The sequence below is a fragment of the Streptomyces sp. NRRL S-340 genome (genome assembly GCF_000720185.1).
In the GTDB taxonomy this organism is placed as follows: domain Bacteria; phylum Actinomycetota; class Actinomycetes; order Streptomycetales; family Streptomycetaceae; genus Streptomyces.
On sequence record NZ_JOIY01000079.1, the window covers coordinates 1 to 14,609 of the forward strand.

The 14,609-nt window shown below is 73.0% G+C and carries 10 protein-coding genes and 1 pseudogene; 6 read left to right on the forward strand and 5 right to left on the reverse strand.

Going from position 1 to position 14,609, the window contains the following annotated elements:
* Positions 1-189 (forward strand): annotated as a pseudogene (locus IG64_RS36660) (osmotically inducible protein OsmC); the annotation flags it as partial.
* 261 nt (positions 190-450) lie between these two features.
* Here IG64_RS36660 and IG64_RS36665 read toward each other — a convergent pair.
* Positions 451-1,371, reverse strand: coding sequence for an SGNH/GDSL hydrolase family protein (locus IG64_RS36665; RefSeq protein ID WP_078884432.1), 921 nt, complete (start codon positions 1,369-1,371; stop codon positions 451-453).
* Between the two features lie 369 nt (positions 1,372-1,740).
* On the opposite strand from IG64_RS36665, the gene IG64_RS36670 reads away from it, so the two are divergent.
* From IG64_RS36670 to IG64_RS36685, 4 genes are all read left to right on the forward strand, one after another.
* Positions 1,741-2,589, forward strand: coding sequence for an alpha/beta fold hydrolase (locus IG64_RS36670; protein ID WP_234438743.1), 849 nt, complete (start codon positions 1,741-1,743; stop codon positions 2,587-2,589).
* Between the two features lie 121 nt (positions 2,590-2,710).
* Positions 2,711-3,157 (forward strand): VOC family protein, encoded by a 447-nt coding sequence (locus IG64_RS36675; RefSeq protein ID WP_037864725.1) that lies wholly within the window; start codon positions 2,711-2,713, stop codon positions 3,155-3,157.
* A gap of 131 nt (positions 3,158-3,288) precedes the next feature.
* Positions 3,289-4,731 (forward strand): dihydrolipoyl dehydrogenase family protein, encoded by a 1,443-nt coding sequence (locus IG64_RS36680; RefSeq protein WP_037864727.1) that lies wholly within the window; start codon positions 3,289-3,291, stop codon positions 4,729-4,731.
* Between the two features lie 170 nt (positions 4,732-4,901).
* Positions 4,902-5,939 (forward strand): hypothetical protein, encoded by a 1,038-nt coding sequence (locus IG64_RS36685; RefSeq protein ID WP_051813806.1) that lies wholly within the window; start codon positions 4,902-4,904, stop codon positions 5,937-5,939.
* Here IG64_RS36685 and IG64_RS36690 read toward each other — a convergent pair.
* From IG64_RS36690 to cseB, 4 genes are all read right to left on the reverse strand, one after another.
* Entirely contained in the window at positions 5,925-6,953 is a 1,029-nt protein-coding gene (locus IG64_RS36690; RefSeq protein ID WP_199811735.1) for an endonuclease/exonuclease/phosphatase family protein, read from the reverse strand. The two genes, IG64_RS36685 and IG64_RS36690, sit on opposite strands and share 15 nt — an antisense overlap.
* An 8-nt stretch (positions 6,954-6,961) precedes the next feature.
* The gene (locus tag IG64_RS36695; RefSeq protein ID WP_037864729.1) at positions 6,962-8,008 is read right to left on the reverse strand and encodes a D-alanyl-D-alanine carboxypeptidase family protein; all 1,047 of its coding nucleotides are present in this window, start codon (positions 8,006-8,008) and stop codon (positions 6,962-6,964) included.
* A 225-nt stretch (positions 8,009-8,233) separates the two neighbouring features.
* Entirely contained in the window at positions 8,234-9,493 is a 1,260-nt protein-coding gene (locus tag IG64_RS36700; protein ID WP_037864732.1) for a sensor histidine kinase, read from the reverse strand.
* A 1-nt stretch (position 9,494) separates the two neighbouring features.
* Positions 9,495-10,250: a two-component system response regulator CseB gene (cseB, locus tag IG64_RS36705; RefSeq protein WP_037864735.1), complete on the reverse strand. Its 756-nt coding sequence runs from the start codon at positions 10,248-10,250 to the stop codon at positions 9,495-9,497.
* A gap of 351 nt (positions 10,251-10,601) precedes the next feature.
* On the opposite strand from cseB, the gene IG64_RS36710 reads away from it, so the two are divergent.
* Positions 10,602-14,609, forward strand: a 4,008-nt coding sequence (locus IG64_RS36710; protein ID WP_063758872.1) for a glycoside hydrolase family 3 C-terminal domain-containing protein, incomplete at its 3' end; no start/stop codon positions are given.

A 14,609-nucleotide genomic window follows, 5' to 3' on the forward strand; every position in this document is an offset into this window, starting at 1 on the left:
ACCGCCGAGGTCACCCTCACCCACGGCGACGACGGCGAGTTCACCCTCTCCGCCGTCCTCAGCCCCGTCCTCGGCGGCGTCGACCAGCACACCGCACAGGAACTCGCCGACGCCGCCCACCAGATCTGCCCCTACTCCAAGGCCACCCGCGGCAACATCCCCGTCACCATCACCGCCACCGCCGCCTGACGCGTCCCGGAAAAACCGAGGCGCTGGCGTGAACCCGCGACCCACCACGGTGCGTTTACCAGATGAAGGCTCCTGCCCCTCCGGTTCGGGGAGGCAGGGCGCGGGAGGTCTCCACGGTTCCCCCGACCGGCGAGACCACCCGCACGGCTCCCGTCTGCTCTGAGCCGTGGGGGCGGGCAGACGGGACGGGGGCCCGGCGCTGTGCCGGGCCCCCTGCCCCTCACGACGGTACGGCGAGCGCACCGCTGCGCGGCGCGACCGTCACCTGTGCCACCAGTGGCGGGCCAGCACCCGTCCGACGGCACCCGCCATCGCACGCTCGCCCGCCGCGTTCGGGTGCACCGGAGCGGCCGGCGTCTCCGGTGCGAACGTCTCGATCCAGCGCTCACCGGTGGGCCGGCACAGATCATGGCCGACGGTCGGGGCGTACGTGTTCACGTACTCCGCGCCGCCGCGCCGCGCCTGCCGGGCCAGCATGCCGTTCAGTTCCTTCTCCTTGTCCCGGAGATAGGAGAAGTCACCGGCGGCGAGCGGCACCGTGGCGCTGGTGCAGCCGGCACCGTCGTCCGGGAAGAGGTCGGGGTAACCGACGACCACGACCCGGGCGTGCGGGGCCCGGCGGTGGATGCCGCGCAGCACGTCCGCGATCTTCGGCGCGGTCCGGGCGACGGCGTCCGAGACCTGGTCGGTGCCCTGGCCGGTGAGGTACGACCGGCACGGGGCGCCCGCGGGGTCGGAGGCCGACAGCTTCGCGCACGTGCCCAGCACGGTCGAGAAGCCGATGTCGTTGCCGCCGACGGTGAGGGTGACCAGGTCGGTCCCCCGGTCGAGCGCGTCGAACTGCGGGGGCACCGAACCCTGCGGGGCGGCCATGTCCGCGGTGGTCGCACCCGAGCACGTGACGTCCGTCAGCACCGCCCGCGAGGAACGCGCCACCAGAGAGGCGTAGTTCTGGTCGGAGCGCAGACACGTGCTGTCGACCTGGGTCGGCACGAGCGGCGCGGAGGCGTACGAGTCGCCGAGGGCCACGTAGTCGACGCGGTGCCGGGCCTCGTGCCGGGCGCCGTCGGAGGCACTGGCCGACGCGGTGCCGGCCGACGCCAGGGCCGAGACGGCGGCGAGCAGGGCGGCACCCGCCGTCAGGGAGCGCCGCGTGGCGGAAGCGGTAAGGAGTCTCCTCAAGATCTGTCCTTTCGTGATCGACGATCACTACTTCACACGGAGCGGAGCCCCGGAAAGTGCCGGTGGCGCAGGTAACGAATCGGTCGCCGTGCCGCGGGCGGGACGGACCGACGTGTGCGCACCTGAGAGTCGAATGGCTTAGGTGTGCGGCCGCCGCCCGGGTGGACGGGCGGGTGTACGTACCCGTGTCCGACCGTCATGTGACGGATGCGGGAGTCCCGGACGTGGCCCACAGTGAGGGAACACCGAGCCTCTCGTGCGGGTCTCCGGCCGGAGGGTTCGCCCCGGTGGCGACCACGAGAAGCGTTTTCCAACAGCACAGTCAGCACAGTCAGCACAGTTCGACATTCATCTGAAAGGTGATCACTCGTGATCAGCATCAAGGGTCTGCGCGGTCGGCGGTTCGTGACGGGTGTCGCGGCCATGGTCACGGCAGGTGTCGCGGTCGGTACGTTCGCGGTCACCGCCAACAGCGCGCCCGAGCGGACCGAGGCCGGCCGGCAGCCCAAGCCGACCGTCGTCCTGGAACACGGCGCCTTCGCCGACGCCTCCAGCTGGAACGGCGTGATCGAAAAACTCCGCGCCGACGGCTATCCCGTCGTCGCCGCCGCCAACCCGCTGCGCAGCCCCAGCACCGACGCCGCCTCCCTGCGCAGCCTCCTCGACCACATCAAGGGCCCCAAGATCCTCGTCGGCCACTCCTACGGCGGCTCCGTCATCAGCCAGGCCGCCACGGGCGACCGCGACGTCAAGGCCCTCGTCTACGTCGCCGCCTTCCTGCCCGCCCCCGGCGAGACCGCTCTGGAACTCACCAACAAGTACCCCGGCTCGACCCTCCCCGACGCCCTCGACCCGGTCCCGTTCAAGAACGCCGACGGCACCACCGGCACCGACCTCTACATCCAGCAGGACAAGTTCCGCCACCAGTTCGCGGCCGACGTCCCCCGCAACCAGGCCGCCCTCGCCGCCGCCACCCAGCGGCCCATCGCGCAGGCCGCCCTGGAGGAGAAGGCCACCACCGCCGCCTGGAAGACCATCCCCAGCTGGGACATCATCACCACCCAGGACCTCAACATCCCGGCCGCCGCCCAGCGGTTCATGGCCGAGCGCGCCCACGCCCACACCACCACCGTCGCCGCCTCCCACTCCGTCGCGGTCTCCCACCCGCACCTCGTCGCGGGCGTGATCGAGAAGGCGGCCCGCGCCACCACCCGCTGACGAGCCACCCGGCACCCGGCACCCGGCCCGCGGCCAGCCGCGGCCGGCCGGCCGGACCGAGCGATCACCTGTCTCAAGCAAACACATGCCTCAAGCAACTCGACGAAGAGAGAACAACACCATGGACATGAAGCTGGAAGTCGTCGTCCTGCCCGTGTCGGACGTCGACCGCGCCAAGCAGTTCTACACGGAGCGGATGGGCTTCCGGCTCGATGCGGACTTCCCCATCCAGGACGGCTACCGGGTCGTCCAGGTCACCCCGCCGGGCTCCGGCTGCTCGGTCATCTTCGGTGACGGCCTCACCCAGGCGCAGCCGGGCACCCTGCACGGTCTGCACCTCGTCGTCACCGACATCGAGGCGGCCCGCAAGGAGCTGGCGGGACGCGGCGTCGAGGTCAGCGAGCCGTTCCAGGACGTCACCGGCATCTTCCACCACCCCGGCGACGCCGACCGCGTGCCCGGACTGCACCCCGAGCGGGCCAGCTACGGGTCGTTCGCCTCGTTCGAGGACCCGGACGGCAACCAGTGGTTCCTCCAGGAGGTCACCGAGCGCGCCCCCGGCCGCTGACCCCGCCACCCGGCCCCCGAGGGGGCGGCCCGCCTCCCTGGCCGCCCCCTCGGGCCGTCCCACCCAAGGGCCCGCCCTCGCCGCGCGGTCCCGCCGCCCCGCACACCCGGCAACACACCACCGGAGAACCAGTGACGACCGAGAACACCCGTACCTACGACGTCGTCGTGATCGGCGCGGGACCGGTCGGCGAGAACGTCGCCGACCGCACCACCGCCGCAGGCCTGAGCACGGTCATCGTGGAGAGCGAACTCGTCGGCGGCGAGTGCTCGTACTGGGCCTGCGAACCCAGCAAGGCCCTGCTGCGCCCCGCCCTGCTGCGCGCCGACGCGGCGAAGGTCCCGGGTCTGAACCCGGCCGTCGCGGGCCCGTTGGACACCGCGGCCGTCCTCGCGCACCGCGACCGCATGTCCGCCGACTGGAACGACGAGGGCCAGGTCGACTGGCTCAAGGGCGCCGGCATCGAGCTGGTCCGCGGCCACGGCCGGCTGGACGGGCCCCGGCAGGTGAGCGTGCACACCCCCGACGGGGAGGTGCTGCACCTGCGCGCCGTGCACGCGGTGGCCGTCTGCACCGGCACCCGCGCCGCCTTCCCGCCGCTGCCCGACCTGGACACGCTGCGCCCCTGGAGCAGCCGCGAGGCCACCAGTTCCCCGCGCGTCCCGGACCGGCTGGCCATCGTCGGCGCGGGCGTCGTCGCCGTCGAGATGGCCACCGCCTACCAGGCCCTCGGCTCCCAGGTCACCCTGATCGCGCGCGAGGCGGGTCTGCTGACCCGCATGGAACCCTTCGCCGGCGAGCTGGTCGCCGGGAGCCTGCGCGAGGCGGGCGCCGAGCTGCGCCTGAACACCACCGTCACGACCGCGACCCGCGAGGGCGGCCCGGACGGCGAGGTGCACCTCACCCTCTCCGACGGCAGCCGGCTCGTCGCCGACGAACTGCTGCTCGCCACCGGCCGCGCACCGCGCACCGAGGACATCGGCCTGGACACGGTCGGCCTGGCCCCCGGCGGGTGGATCACCACCGACGACTCGTTCACCGCCACCGGCGTCCCCGGTGACTGGCTCTACGCCGTGGGCGACGTCAACCGCCGCGCCCTGCTCACCCACCAGGGCAAGTACCAGGCCCGGATCGCCGGGGCCGTCATCGCGGCGCGGGCGCAGGGCGAACCCCTCGACACCGCGCGATGGGGCCGCCACACCGCCACCGCCGACCTGGAAGCCGTACCGCAGGTGGTGTTCACCGAGCCGGAGATCGCCGCCGTGGGCCTGACCACCGAGGAGGCCGAACGCACCGGCCGCCGTGTCGACGTCGTCGACTACGACATAGGCCTGCTCGCCGGTGCCGTGCAGCACCGCCCGGACTACCGCGGCAGGGCCCGCGTCCTCGTCGACCCCGAGCGCCGTACCGTCGTCGGCGCCACCTTCGCCGGCCCGGGCGTCGGCGAACTCCTGCACTCCGCCACGGTCGCCATCACCAGCGAGGTCACCGTCGACCGGCTGTGGCACGCGGTCCCGCCGTTCCCCACGATCAGCGAGGTGTGGCTGCGGCTCCTCGAGACCTACCGGGGCTGACACACATCCGCTGTGTCACACGTCGTCTGTATGGTCGGTGCGGCATGCCCTGAGGAGCTGCGAACACAACGGGCGCCCGGCTCGCGGTGTCCGGCACGCACGCTCGGACTCCCATCGTGTTCGCAGCTCTGAGCCGGCCATACACACATGTGACACATGGATGGAGAAACATGAGCGGACTGAGGTACTGCGAGCGCGTCGACCTGGCCCTGGCGGCCGGGGACCCGCAGGCCGTGCTCGACGTGGCCGTGGCCGCCTGCGAGGCCAGCCGGGGCTTCCTCGGCATGGTCTGGGGCGAGGTCGTCGAGCAGCTCGCCGGCCAGCCCGCCGCGGTGCGGGAACCACTGGTGGCGGCCATACCCGCCCGGCTCGGACCGGCGGACCGAGGACTGCGGCACGCGCTGCTGTACCTCTCCCTCGTCCTCTCCCGCGACCTGCCCGGCGAGACGCTGGCCGCCGAACGGCGCGAGGCGCTCGCCGGCACCGGGGACCGCTGGCGGCCGCTCGGCGAGAGCGTGAGCTTCGCCGAGGCCGAACTCGACGCGGGCCGCCCGCTGCCGCCCGCCGTCGTCGCCGCCTTCCGGCGCGGGGCGGAGGACAGGTATTCCGGGCTCCAGGAACTGGCCGCCCGGATGACCGAGCCCGTGCTCGACGTCGGCGAGCAGTGGGCCGAGGCGGCGATGGCCGACGTCCTGGCGCTCCGCCCGGTCTGGCGGGACCTGCTCGCCCACGCGGCCACGGCCAGGACGGCCAAGCCCAGCGCGGCATGGGAGCGCAAGGGCGGCGCACTCCTCGACGAGGCCGGCCCCGAGGCGTTCCGGGCCCGCGCCCTGTCCTGGCTGGCCCTGGCCGGCCGGCCGCGCACCCTGACCCTCCGCCAGGACTTCCATGAGGCCCCGGTCAACGAGCTGTTCGACCCGTACAACGCCAACGCCCTGCGCGGCATCACCTGGCTGCTCGCCCGCACCGAACCCTGCGAGGAGACGGCCGCCGCGCTGGGGGCCCTGGTCGACACCGCGCTGCGCGTGGTGCCCCACCACGGCCCGTGCAACCCGAAGGTGGCAGGCGGCGCCGTGTACGCGCTCGCCCGCCTCGCCGGACCGGACGCCGGCGAGGAGCTGCGGCGCCTGGCCCGGCGCACCGCCTACAAGACCACCCTGCGGCAGATCGAGGCCGCGCTGGAGGGGATGGCGTCACAGCCGCAGTGACGCCGCCACCGGCAGGTGGTCGCTGCCGGTGGCCGGCAGCGACCAGGCGGACCGGGGACCGACGCCGCGGACCAGGATCTGGTCGATGCGGGCCACCGGGAACGCGGCCGGCCAGCTGAAGCCGAACCCGGCGCCCGCCTCGGCCTGCGCGGAACGCAGCCCGGAGGTGACGGACGTCAGCGCCCGGTCGTCGGTGGTGCCGTTGAAGTCGCCCACCACGACGACACGTGGCAGCGGTTCGGCGCGCAGGGCACCGGCCAGCCGCAGCGCCGACGCGTTGCGGGCACCGGCACCGAAACCCGAGGCCGGGGTGAGGCGCACCGACAGCAGATGGGCCACGAACACGGCGACCGGCCCCTTCGGGGTGCGCACGGTGGCCCGCAGCGCGCGCGGCCACGGCGCGATGTCGACCGGTCCGCCGTCGTCCACCGGATACCGGCTCCACAGGCCGACCGTGCCGCGCACCACCGCGTACCGGTAGCGGGCCGCCAGGACCTTGCGGTACGTCTCCGTCGCGTCACCCAGTTCCTCCAGCGCCACCACGTCGGCGCCCGAGGCGGCCAGGGCCCGGGCGGTGCCCGCCGGATCCGGGTTGTGCTCGTCGACGTTGTGCGTCACGACGGTCAGGTCGCCGCCGCCGGCCCGCCTGTCGACCAGACACCCGCCGAACAGCGAGCACCACACGGCGGCGGCCACCGCGGCGGCCACCACCGCGGTCGCCGACCGGCGCAGCAGCGCGCACAGCAACAGCACCGGCACGACGAGCGCGGTCCAGGGCAGGAAACTCTCGACGAGGCTGCCGAGGTGTCCGGGCCGGTTCGGCACGAGGCCGTGGCCCGCCATCAGCAGGACGGCCGGCAGGGCGGCGGCGGAGGCGATCCGGCCCCGCCGCCATCTGCGGGAGACCTCCGCGGAACCCGGGGGGTGCGGCCCGCCCGGGTCCTCCGGGGCACCGGAAGCGTCCGTGGTGTCCGGTCCGCATGGCGTCCGTGACGCGCTCACCGGGACCGTCATGGCGCCTCTCACCGCTTTCCCGGCGCGTTGGCCGACACCCATGCGCGTACGCCCTCGACCAGCGAACGGCTCGTCTCCACGGCGGCCTCCAGGCCTTGCTGCGGGCTGGAGCCGGCCCGCTGGTGCAGGACCACGCCCAGCACCAGCCGTTCGTGTCCGTCCCGGTCGGTCGCCCTCGCCGCCCACATCAGGTTGCCGCCCGCCGGGGTGCTGGAGCCCGTCTTCAGGCCGATCACGCCGTTCTCGCCGAGCAGGGTGTTGGTGTTCCGGATCTCCCCGGGGATCCCGGGCACGGTCGTGGACGGCATGGCGACGACGGACCGGAACGCCGGGTCCTTCATGACCTGCCGGGCCAGCTTCAGCTGGTCCGCGGACGTACTGGTGGTGGCCGGTCCGATGCCACTGGCGTCGACGTACGCCGTGTTCCGCATGCCCAGCTCCCGGGCGGCCCGGTTCATCTTCGCGACGAACGCCTCCTCGGACCCGGCGTCCCAGCGGGCCAGCAGCCGGGCGACGTTGTTGCCGGAGGGGATCAGCATCAGCTCCAGCAGCTTGCGTTCGCTCAGCCGCCGCCCCGAGTCGACCCGCGCGGTCGACTCGGTGCCGGACACCGACTCGTCGGCGGCCTGCTGGTCGACCGTGATGTCCGGGCCGGTTCCGTGCTCGTCGAGCGGATGGTCGCGGAGCACGACGTAGGCGGTCATCACCTTGGTGACACTGGCGAGCGGTACGGCTCTGTGCCCGCCCCGCGAGCCGAGGTCGCCCCGGGGGCCGAACCCCTCGACGGACACACTCGTCTGCCCCTCGGCGGGCCACGGCAGCGACGGCTGCACCGGGGCCGGTCCGGCCGCAGCGGTGTCCTGGATGCCATCGCTCCCACGGTTGACGACAGCGAGCACGACCAGGGCGGCCAGGGCCGTGCATCCCGCCGCGCAGGCCGCGCCGAGGCGTCCTCGTGACAGACGCCGCGGCCGGGACGGCAGCCCCGGCCCGGCGGAAGCGAGGGTCGCGGCCGGGCGCACATCGGGCTCGCCGGGAGGGGGGACCGGGCACATGGGAACGCACCTCCAAGGGGCAGTGCGTGACGTTCACGCACGTCAGCCACCTTGCGGGGCGGGGTTCTCCAGCAGGGCGACGCCGTGTGTCCGCCGGCGCTCGCCCCTGTATCCGCTGTGTATCAGCGCCCGCCCGCACCCCTCCCTCGGCGAGTCACGGAGGGCGGCGGGTCACCGGGAGGACGGCGGGTCACGCAGAACGGCGGGCCGAGTGCGTGCGACGGGTCAGGCGGGGGCGGCGGGCAGCCGCAGCGTGGCCACGGCTCCGCCCCCGGGAGCGTCGGCGAAGTCCAGTGACGCCCCGATGACCTGCGCCTGCCCCAGCGCGATGGTCAGCCCGAGCCCGTGCCCCCGGCCGCGTTCGGCGGCCCCCGTGCGGAACCGCTGCGGCCCGTGCGCCAGCAGTTCCGCGGGGAATCCGTCCCCGTGGTCGCGGACCGTCACCGTGGTCCCCGCGACCCCGACCTCGACGGGCGCCCGGCCGTGCCGGTGCGCGTTGACGACCAGGTTGGCCACGATCCGGTCCAGGCGCCGCGGATCCGTCTCCACCGGTGCCACCTCGCTCGCCGTGAACCGCGCCGTGAGGCCCGTCCGGGCCAGCGAGTCCGCCACCACCTCGGCCAGCGGCACCGGCCGCAGCTCGGCCCGCTCGGCCCCCGCGTCGAGCCGGGAGATCTCCAGCAACTCCTCGACCAGCGTCCGCAGCACCCCCACCCGGTCCCTGACCAGCTCGGCCGCCTCCCCCTCGGGCAGCAGCCCGCTCGCGGTGACCAGGCCCATCAGGGGCGTACGCAGCTCATGGGCGACGTCGGCGGTGAAGCGCTGTTCGGTCCGCAGCCGGTCACGCAGGCTGTCCGCCATCGCGTCCACGGTGGCGGAGATCTCGGTGATCTCGTCACCGCGTCCGCGCCCGCCGCCCCCCTCGGCGGTGCGCGCCTCCAGGTCACCGGCCGAGATCCGGCGCGCCGTCCGCGCCACCCGCCGCAGCCTGCGGTGCGGCAGCTCGGCGGCGAGCGCCGACAGCGGGACGACCACGGCCAGCGCGAGCAGCGAGTACTTCCACATGTGCCGGTCCAGCGCGTTGCGGGAGAGCAGGTCGAGGGTCATGTCGACGTTCACCGCGTAGGGCTGTCCCCGGTACTCCCGCACCGCCCACATCCTGGGCCTGACCGGGTCGGGGTCGTACCAGGTGGCCACCGGCTCGTGCGGCTGCCCGTCGCGCAGCCGCCGCAGCAGTTCGCCGGGCAGGGCGTCGGCGCCCAGCACGTCCCCGTCGCCCGGGACACCGTCGCGTTCGTAGTGCTCCAGGGCGAGGGACAGCGCGTTCTGCGCCTTGACCGAGCCCTCGTGCAGCGACCGGTCACGGGTGCTGCCGTGCACCAGGACCCCGATGGTCAGGGCGACGGCGCAGCAGGCCACCGCCACCAGCAGGGCGATCCGCCAGCGCAGCGAACGCCAGTTCAGCAGCGCGCGTACACCGTCCACGTCAGCTCCGCCGCAGCTTGTAGCCGAACCCGCGGACCGTCTCGATCCGTTCGGCGCCGATCTTCTTGCGCAGCCGCTGCACGCACAGGTCGACGACCCGGGTGTCCCCGTCCCAGCCGTAGTCCCACACGTTGCGCAGCAGCGTCTGCCGGTCGAGGACCACTCCCGGGCTGGCGGCGAACTCCAGCAGCAGCCGCAGCTCGGTGGGGGCCAGAGCGACCGGCTCCCCGGCCCGGAAGACGTCGAGGCCGGCGGTGTCGAGGGTCAGGTCACCGAAGACCAGCCGGGTGCCGTCCGCGGGAGTGGCCGCCGCGGGGGCGGCGGCCGGCGAGCCGTCGGCGGCCGCGCCCACCGACGTGAACGCCGCGCGCCGCAGCAGCGACCGGATCCGCGCCACCAGCACGGAGGTGTCCACGGGCTTGACGACGTAGTCGTCGGCGCCCGCCTCCAGACCGGAGACGACGTCCAGCGCGTCACCGCGCGCGGACATCATCAGGATCGGCGCCGTACTGGTCTCCCGGACCCGGCGGCACAGCCCGATCCCGTCCAGGCCCGGCAGCATCACGTCCAGCAGGAGCAGGTCGTGGCCGCCCTCGCGGAACAGCTCCAGTCCGCTCAGGCCGTCCGCGGCCGGGGCCACCCGGTAGCCGTAGCGCTCCAGGGCGAGGGCGACGGACCGGCGGATCACCTCGTCGTCCTCGACGAGCAGGAGGGTGACGGGGGCCTCGGCGCCCCCGCCGACCGGTGCAACAGGCATGTTCTTCCATCCGGACGTAGGTGCGGTCCGCACCCCGGCGCGGGTACGGGCCGTCCCATCATGCCGCGCGTCCGGACCTCCCCGGGCCGCCGGTCCCGCCATGCGCGGCGACACCGGCCCGCGGGCGTGCGCCGGCACACGGTTCCCTGCGGCACGGCGCGTCCTCGTCAGGGCAGCACGTCACAACGGAGCCCGGCCCCGCGAGGTTCATCCGGTCAGGGCTTTCCGGCCCACACGTGTCCGTAGTCGAAACCTTGTCGACATGTGACTCGGAAACGTGCTCCTCAAGTGGATCACATGTGACAGGGTGCACGGTGGCCGATCGGTCACCGCACATCCGGAGAGAGACACATGCAACGTCCAAGACGCCACCCAAGACGCCGCGGCAGACGCACCGGGGCACTCGCCTCGGCCGTCGTCGCCCTCGCCCTGGCGGCGCCCTGCGCCACGGCGGCTCCCCTCACCCGGGCGACCGTCACCGACGGCGCCGCCCGGTCCACCCCCCTCTACAAGGACACCAGCCGCTCCTTCCAGGAACGGGCGGCCGACCTCGTCTCCCGGATGACGCTGGACCAGAAGATCCGCCAGCTCATCACCAACGACGCGCCCGCCATCCCGAGCCTCGGCGTCCAGGGGTACACCTACTGGAACGAGGCCCTGCACGGCATCCAGGCCCTCGGCAACGGCAAGAACGCCGGTACCGGCGGCTCCTGGCCGATCAAGGCCACCGGTTTCCCCACCAGCCTCGCCACCTCCATGGCCTGGGACCCGGAACTCCAGTACCAGGAGGGCTCCGCCATCTCCGACGAGGCACGCGGCTTCCTGGACAAGTCGCTGTTCGGCACCGGCCAGAACAACCTCGGTTCCTCGGCGGACAACTACGGCTCCCTCACCTACTTCGCGCCGACCGTCAACAACGACCGCGACCCGCTGTGGGGCCGGCACGACGAGTCGTACGGCGAGGACCCCTACCTCCAGGCCAAGCTGGGCGGCCAGTTCGTCGACGGCTTCCAGGGCCAGAAGAGCGACGGCACCTCCCTCAACGGCTACCTGAAGGCCGCCGCCACCGCCAAGCACTACGCGCTCAACAACGTCGAGGACGGCCGCACCGGCATCAGCTCCGACGTCGATGACACGCAACTGCGGGACTACTACACCAAGCAGTTCGCGAGCCTGATCGGCGAGGCGCACGTCGCCGGACTGATGACCTCCTACAACGCGATCAACGGCACCCCCGCGGTCGCCGACACGTACACCAACAACGAACTCGCCCAGCGAACCTACGGGTTCGGCGGCCTCACCACCTCCGACTGCGGCGGTGTCGGCACCACCTACAAGCTGCCCGACGAGGGCCACGACTGGGCGCCCGCGCCCTTCACCACCAACGGCTCCCGCGGCAACCCGCTGTGGATCGACGGGAAGACGGGCGACGAGGTCCGGGCCCCCGCGGGCGGCCAGGCCATGGCCCTGCGGTCGGGCAACGACCTCAACTGCAGCGGCGAGGAGATGACCACCGCCAACGTCATGGAGGCCGTCCGGGCCGGCCTGCTCTCCGAGGGCGTCATCGACACCGCGCTGGTGAAGGTGTTCACCGTGCGGATGCGGACCGGCGAGTTCGACCCGCCGGGCAGCGTGCCGTACACCTCCATCGACAAGTCCGTCATCCAGAGCGCCGGTCACAAGGCGCTGGCCGCCAAGGCCGCCGACGCCTCCATGGTGCTGCTCAAGAACAGCACCCTCGCGGCGACCGGCCGCCCGCTGCTGCCCCTGAAGGCCGCCGCCGTGAACAAGGTGGTCGTCCTCGGCAAGCTCGCCGACACGGTGAGCCTCGGCAGCTACGGCAACGCCCCCGACCAGCAGATCTCGATGCGGCAGGGCATCACCGACGCACTGAAGGCCGCCAACCCCGCCGCGTCCGTCCTCTACGACGCGGCCGGCAGCAGCACCACCGGCACCGGCCCGGTGACGCTCAGCACCGCCACCCAGGCCGCCGTCAAGGCCGCCGACCTGGTCGTCGTCGTGGCCGGCACCGACCAGGACACCGCCTCCGAGGGCAAGGACCGCACGAGCCTCGCCCTGCCCGGCAACCAGAACGCCCTGATCGACCAGGTCGCCGCCCTCGGCAACCCGAACACCGTCCTGGACCTCCAGGCCGTCGGCGCGGTGGACATCGCCGCCCGCCAGTCCAAGGCCGCCGCCATCCTCTTCAGCAGCTACAACGGCCAGAGCCAGGGCACCGCGCTCGCCGACGTCCTCTTCGGCAAGCAGAACCCGCAGGGGCACCTGACGTTCACCTGGTACAAGGACGACTCCCAGCTCGCCGGGAAGAACGACTACGGTCTCACCCCGGCCCAGAGCGACGGCAAGGGCCAGACCTACCAGTACTTCACCGGCACCCCCACCTACCCCTTCGGCTACGGGCTCAGCTACACCGGCTTCGCCTACTCGGCCGCGCAGGTGGACAAGTCCTCCGTCACCGCCGACGGCACGGTGAACGTCTCCTTCGACGTCACCAACACGGGCGACACCCCCGGAGCCACGGTCGCGCAGCTCTACGCCGCCAACTCCTTCACCGTCCCCGGGGTGACGATGCCCAGGCAGCGGCTCGTCGGCTTCAAGAACACCGGAGTCCTCGCCCCGGGCGAGAAGACCCACGTCACCCTGCCGGTCGCCGCGTCCGACCTCAGCGTCTGGAACCCCGCGACCTCCCGGCAGACCGTGTACCCCGGCGCCTGGGCGCTGCGCGTCGCCTCCGACTCCGCGACCGTGCAGAGCACCGCCACGGTGAACATCACCGGCACCCTCACCCCGAAGGTGCGCACCGTCACCGTCCAGCCCGGCCAGGTCGTCTTCCACGCGGGCGACACCCTCGACCTGACCGGCAAGAACCCCTGGATCAAGGACGACACCGACCCCGCCAGGGAACAGCGGGACACCTCGATCACCGCCGACCACATCGTCGAGGCGGTCAACAACGACCAGTCCTTCACGGACCTGTCCAAGACGGCCGTCCAGTACTCCAGCAGCGACCCCACCGTGGCCACGGTCAGCTCCTCGGGGCTGCTCACCGCCGCCTCCGACGGCGTCGCCACCGTCAGTGCCACCGTGGGCGGCGTCACCGGCTCCACGGTGATCGTGGTCAAGGACGCCCTCGCCCTCAAGACGGCCGCGCTGACCCAGCCCGGCCAGACGACGACGGCGACCACCACCCTGACCAACGGCACCGGCTCCGCGCTCACCGGCGTCACCGTGACCCTGCCGGCCCCCTCCGGCTGGACCGTGCAGGCGGCCACACCGGCCACCTTCACCAGCGTCGCCGCCGGCACCACCGTGACGACGACCTGGCGCGTCACCGCCCCTTCGGGCGCCGCACCGGGCAACGTCCCGCTGACCGCGACCGCCACCCACACCACCGGCACCTACACGGCCGACGCCACCCTGCGCGTGCCCTTCCCGAACCAGAAGGCCGCCTACACCAACGTCGGTGTCACCGACGACGGCGATCCGGGACCGGGCAAGTACGACGGCGGCGGCTTCAGCTTCTCCGCCCAGGCCCTGGCCGCCGAGGGCCTCGCGCCCGGCACGTCCTTCACCCATGACGGACTGACCTACCAGTGGCCGGACGTCCCGGCGGGCAGCCCCGACGCCATCGACACCCGGGGCCAGGCGGTCGCCCTGTCCGGCACGGGCAGCGAACTCGGCTTCGTCGGCAGCGGCACCAGCGGTCCGCTCCAGGGCGTCGGCACCATCGTCTACACCGACGGCACCACGCAGCAGTACGGTCTCAGCTTCTCCGACTGGTGGGACGGCACCAACGTCGCCCAGGGCAGCGACCTGCTCAGCGGCTTCCCCTACATCAACGGCAGCGACGGCAGGCACGACCAGAAGGTCAGCCTCTTCGCCACCACCGTGCCCCTGGCACCGGGCAAGACGGTCCAGGCCGTCATCCTGCCCACGTCGGGCGACCCGAACGCCGGGGCACCCCAGGGCCACGTCTTCGCCATGACCATCGGCGGGACCGCCCACACCCCGGCCCCCCAGCCGGACGGCCCCATCGGCCACATCACCGGCCTCGGCTCCAAGTGCGTCGGCCTGGCCGCGGGACCCGCCGCCGGAGTGCAGGTCGTCCTGCGTTCCTGCGACGACACCGCCTCCCAGCAGTGGGCCCTGGGCGCGGACAAGTCCCTGTGGAACCAGGGCAAGTGCATGACCACCGAGAACAGCGGGACCGGCAACGGCACCCGCGTCGTCCTGGACTACTGCGACGGTTCGAAGGAGCAGCAGTGGTCGGTGGATGCGGTGAACGGGTATCTGGTGAACGCCAGGTCGGGTTTCTGTCTGGAGGATGCGGACGGGAGT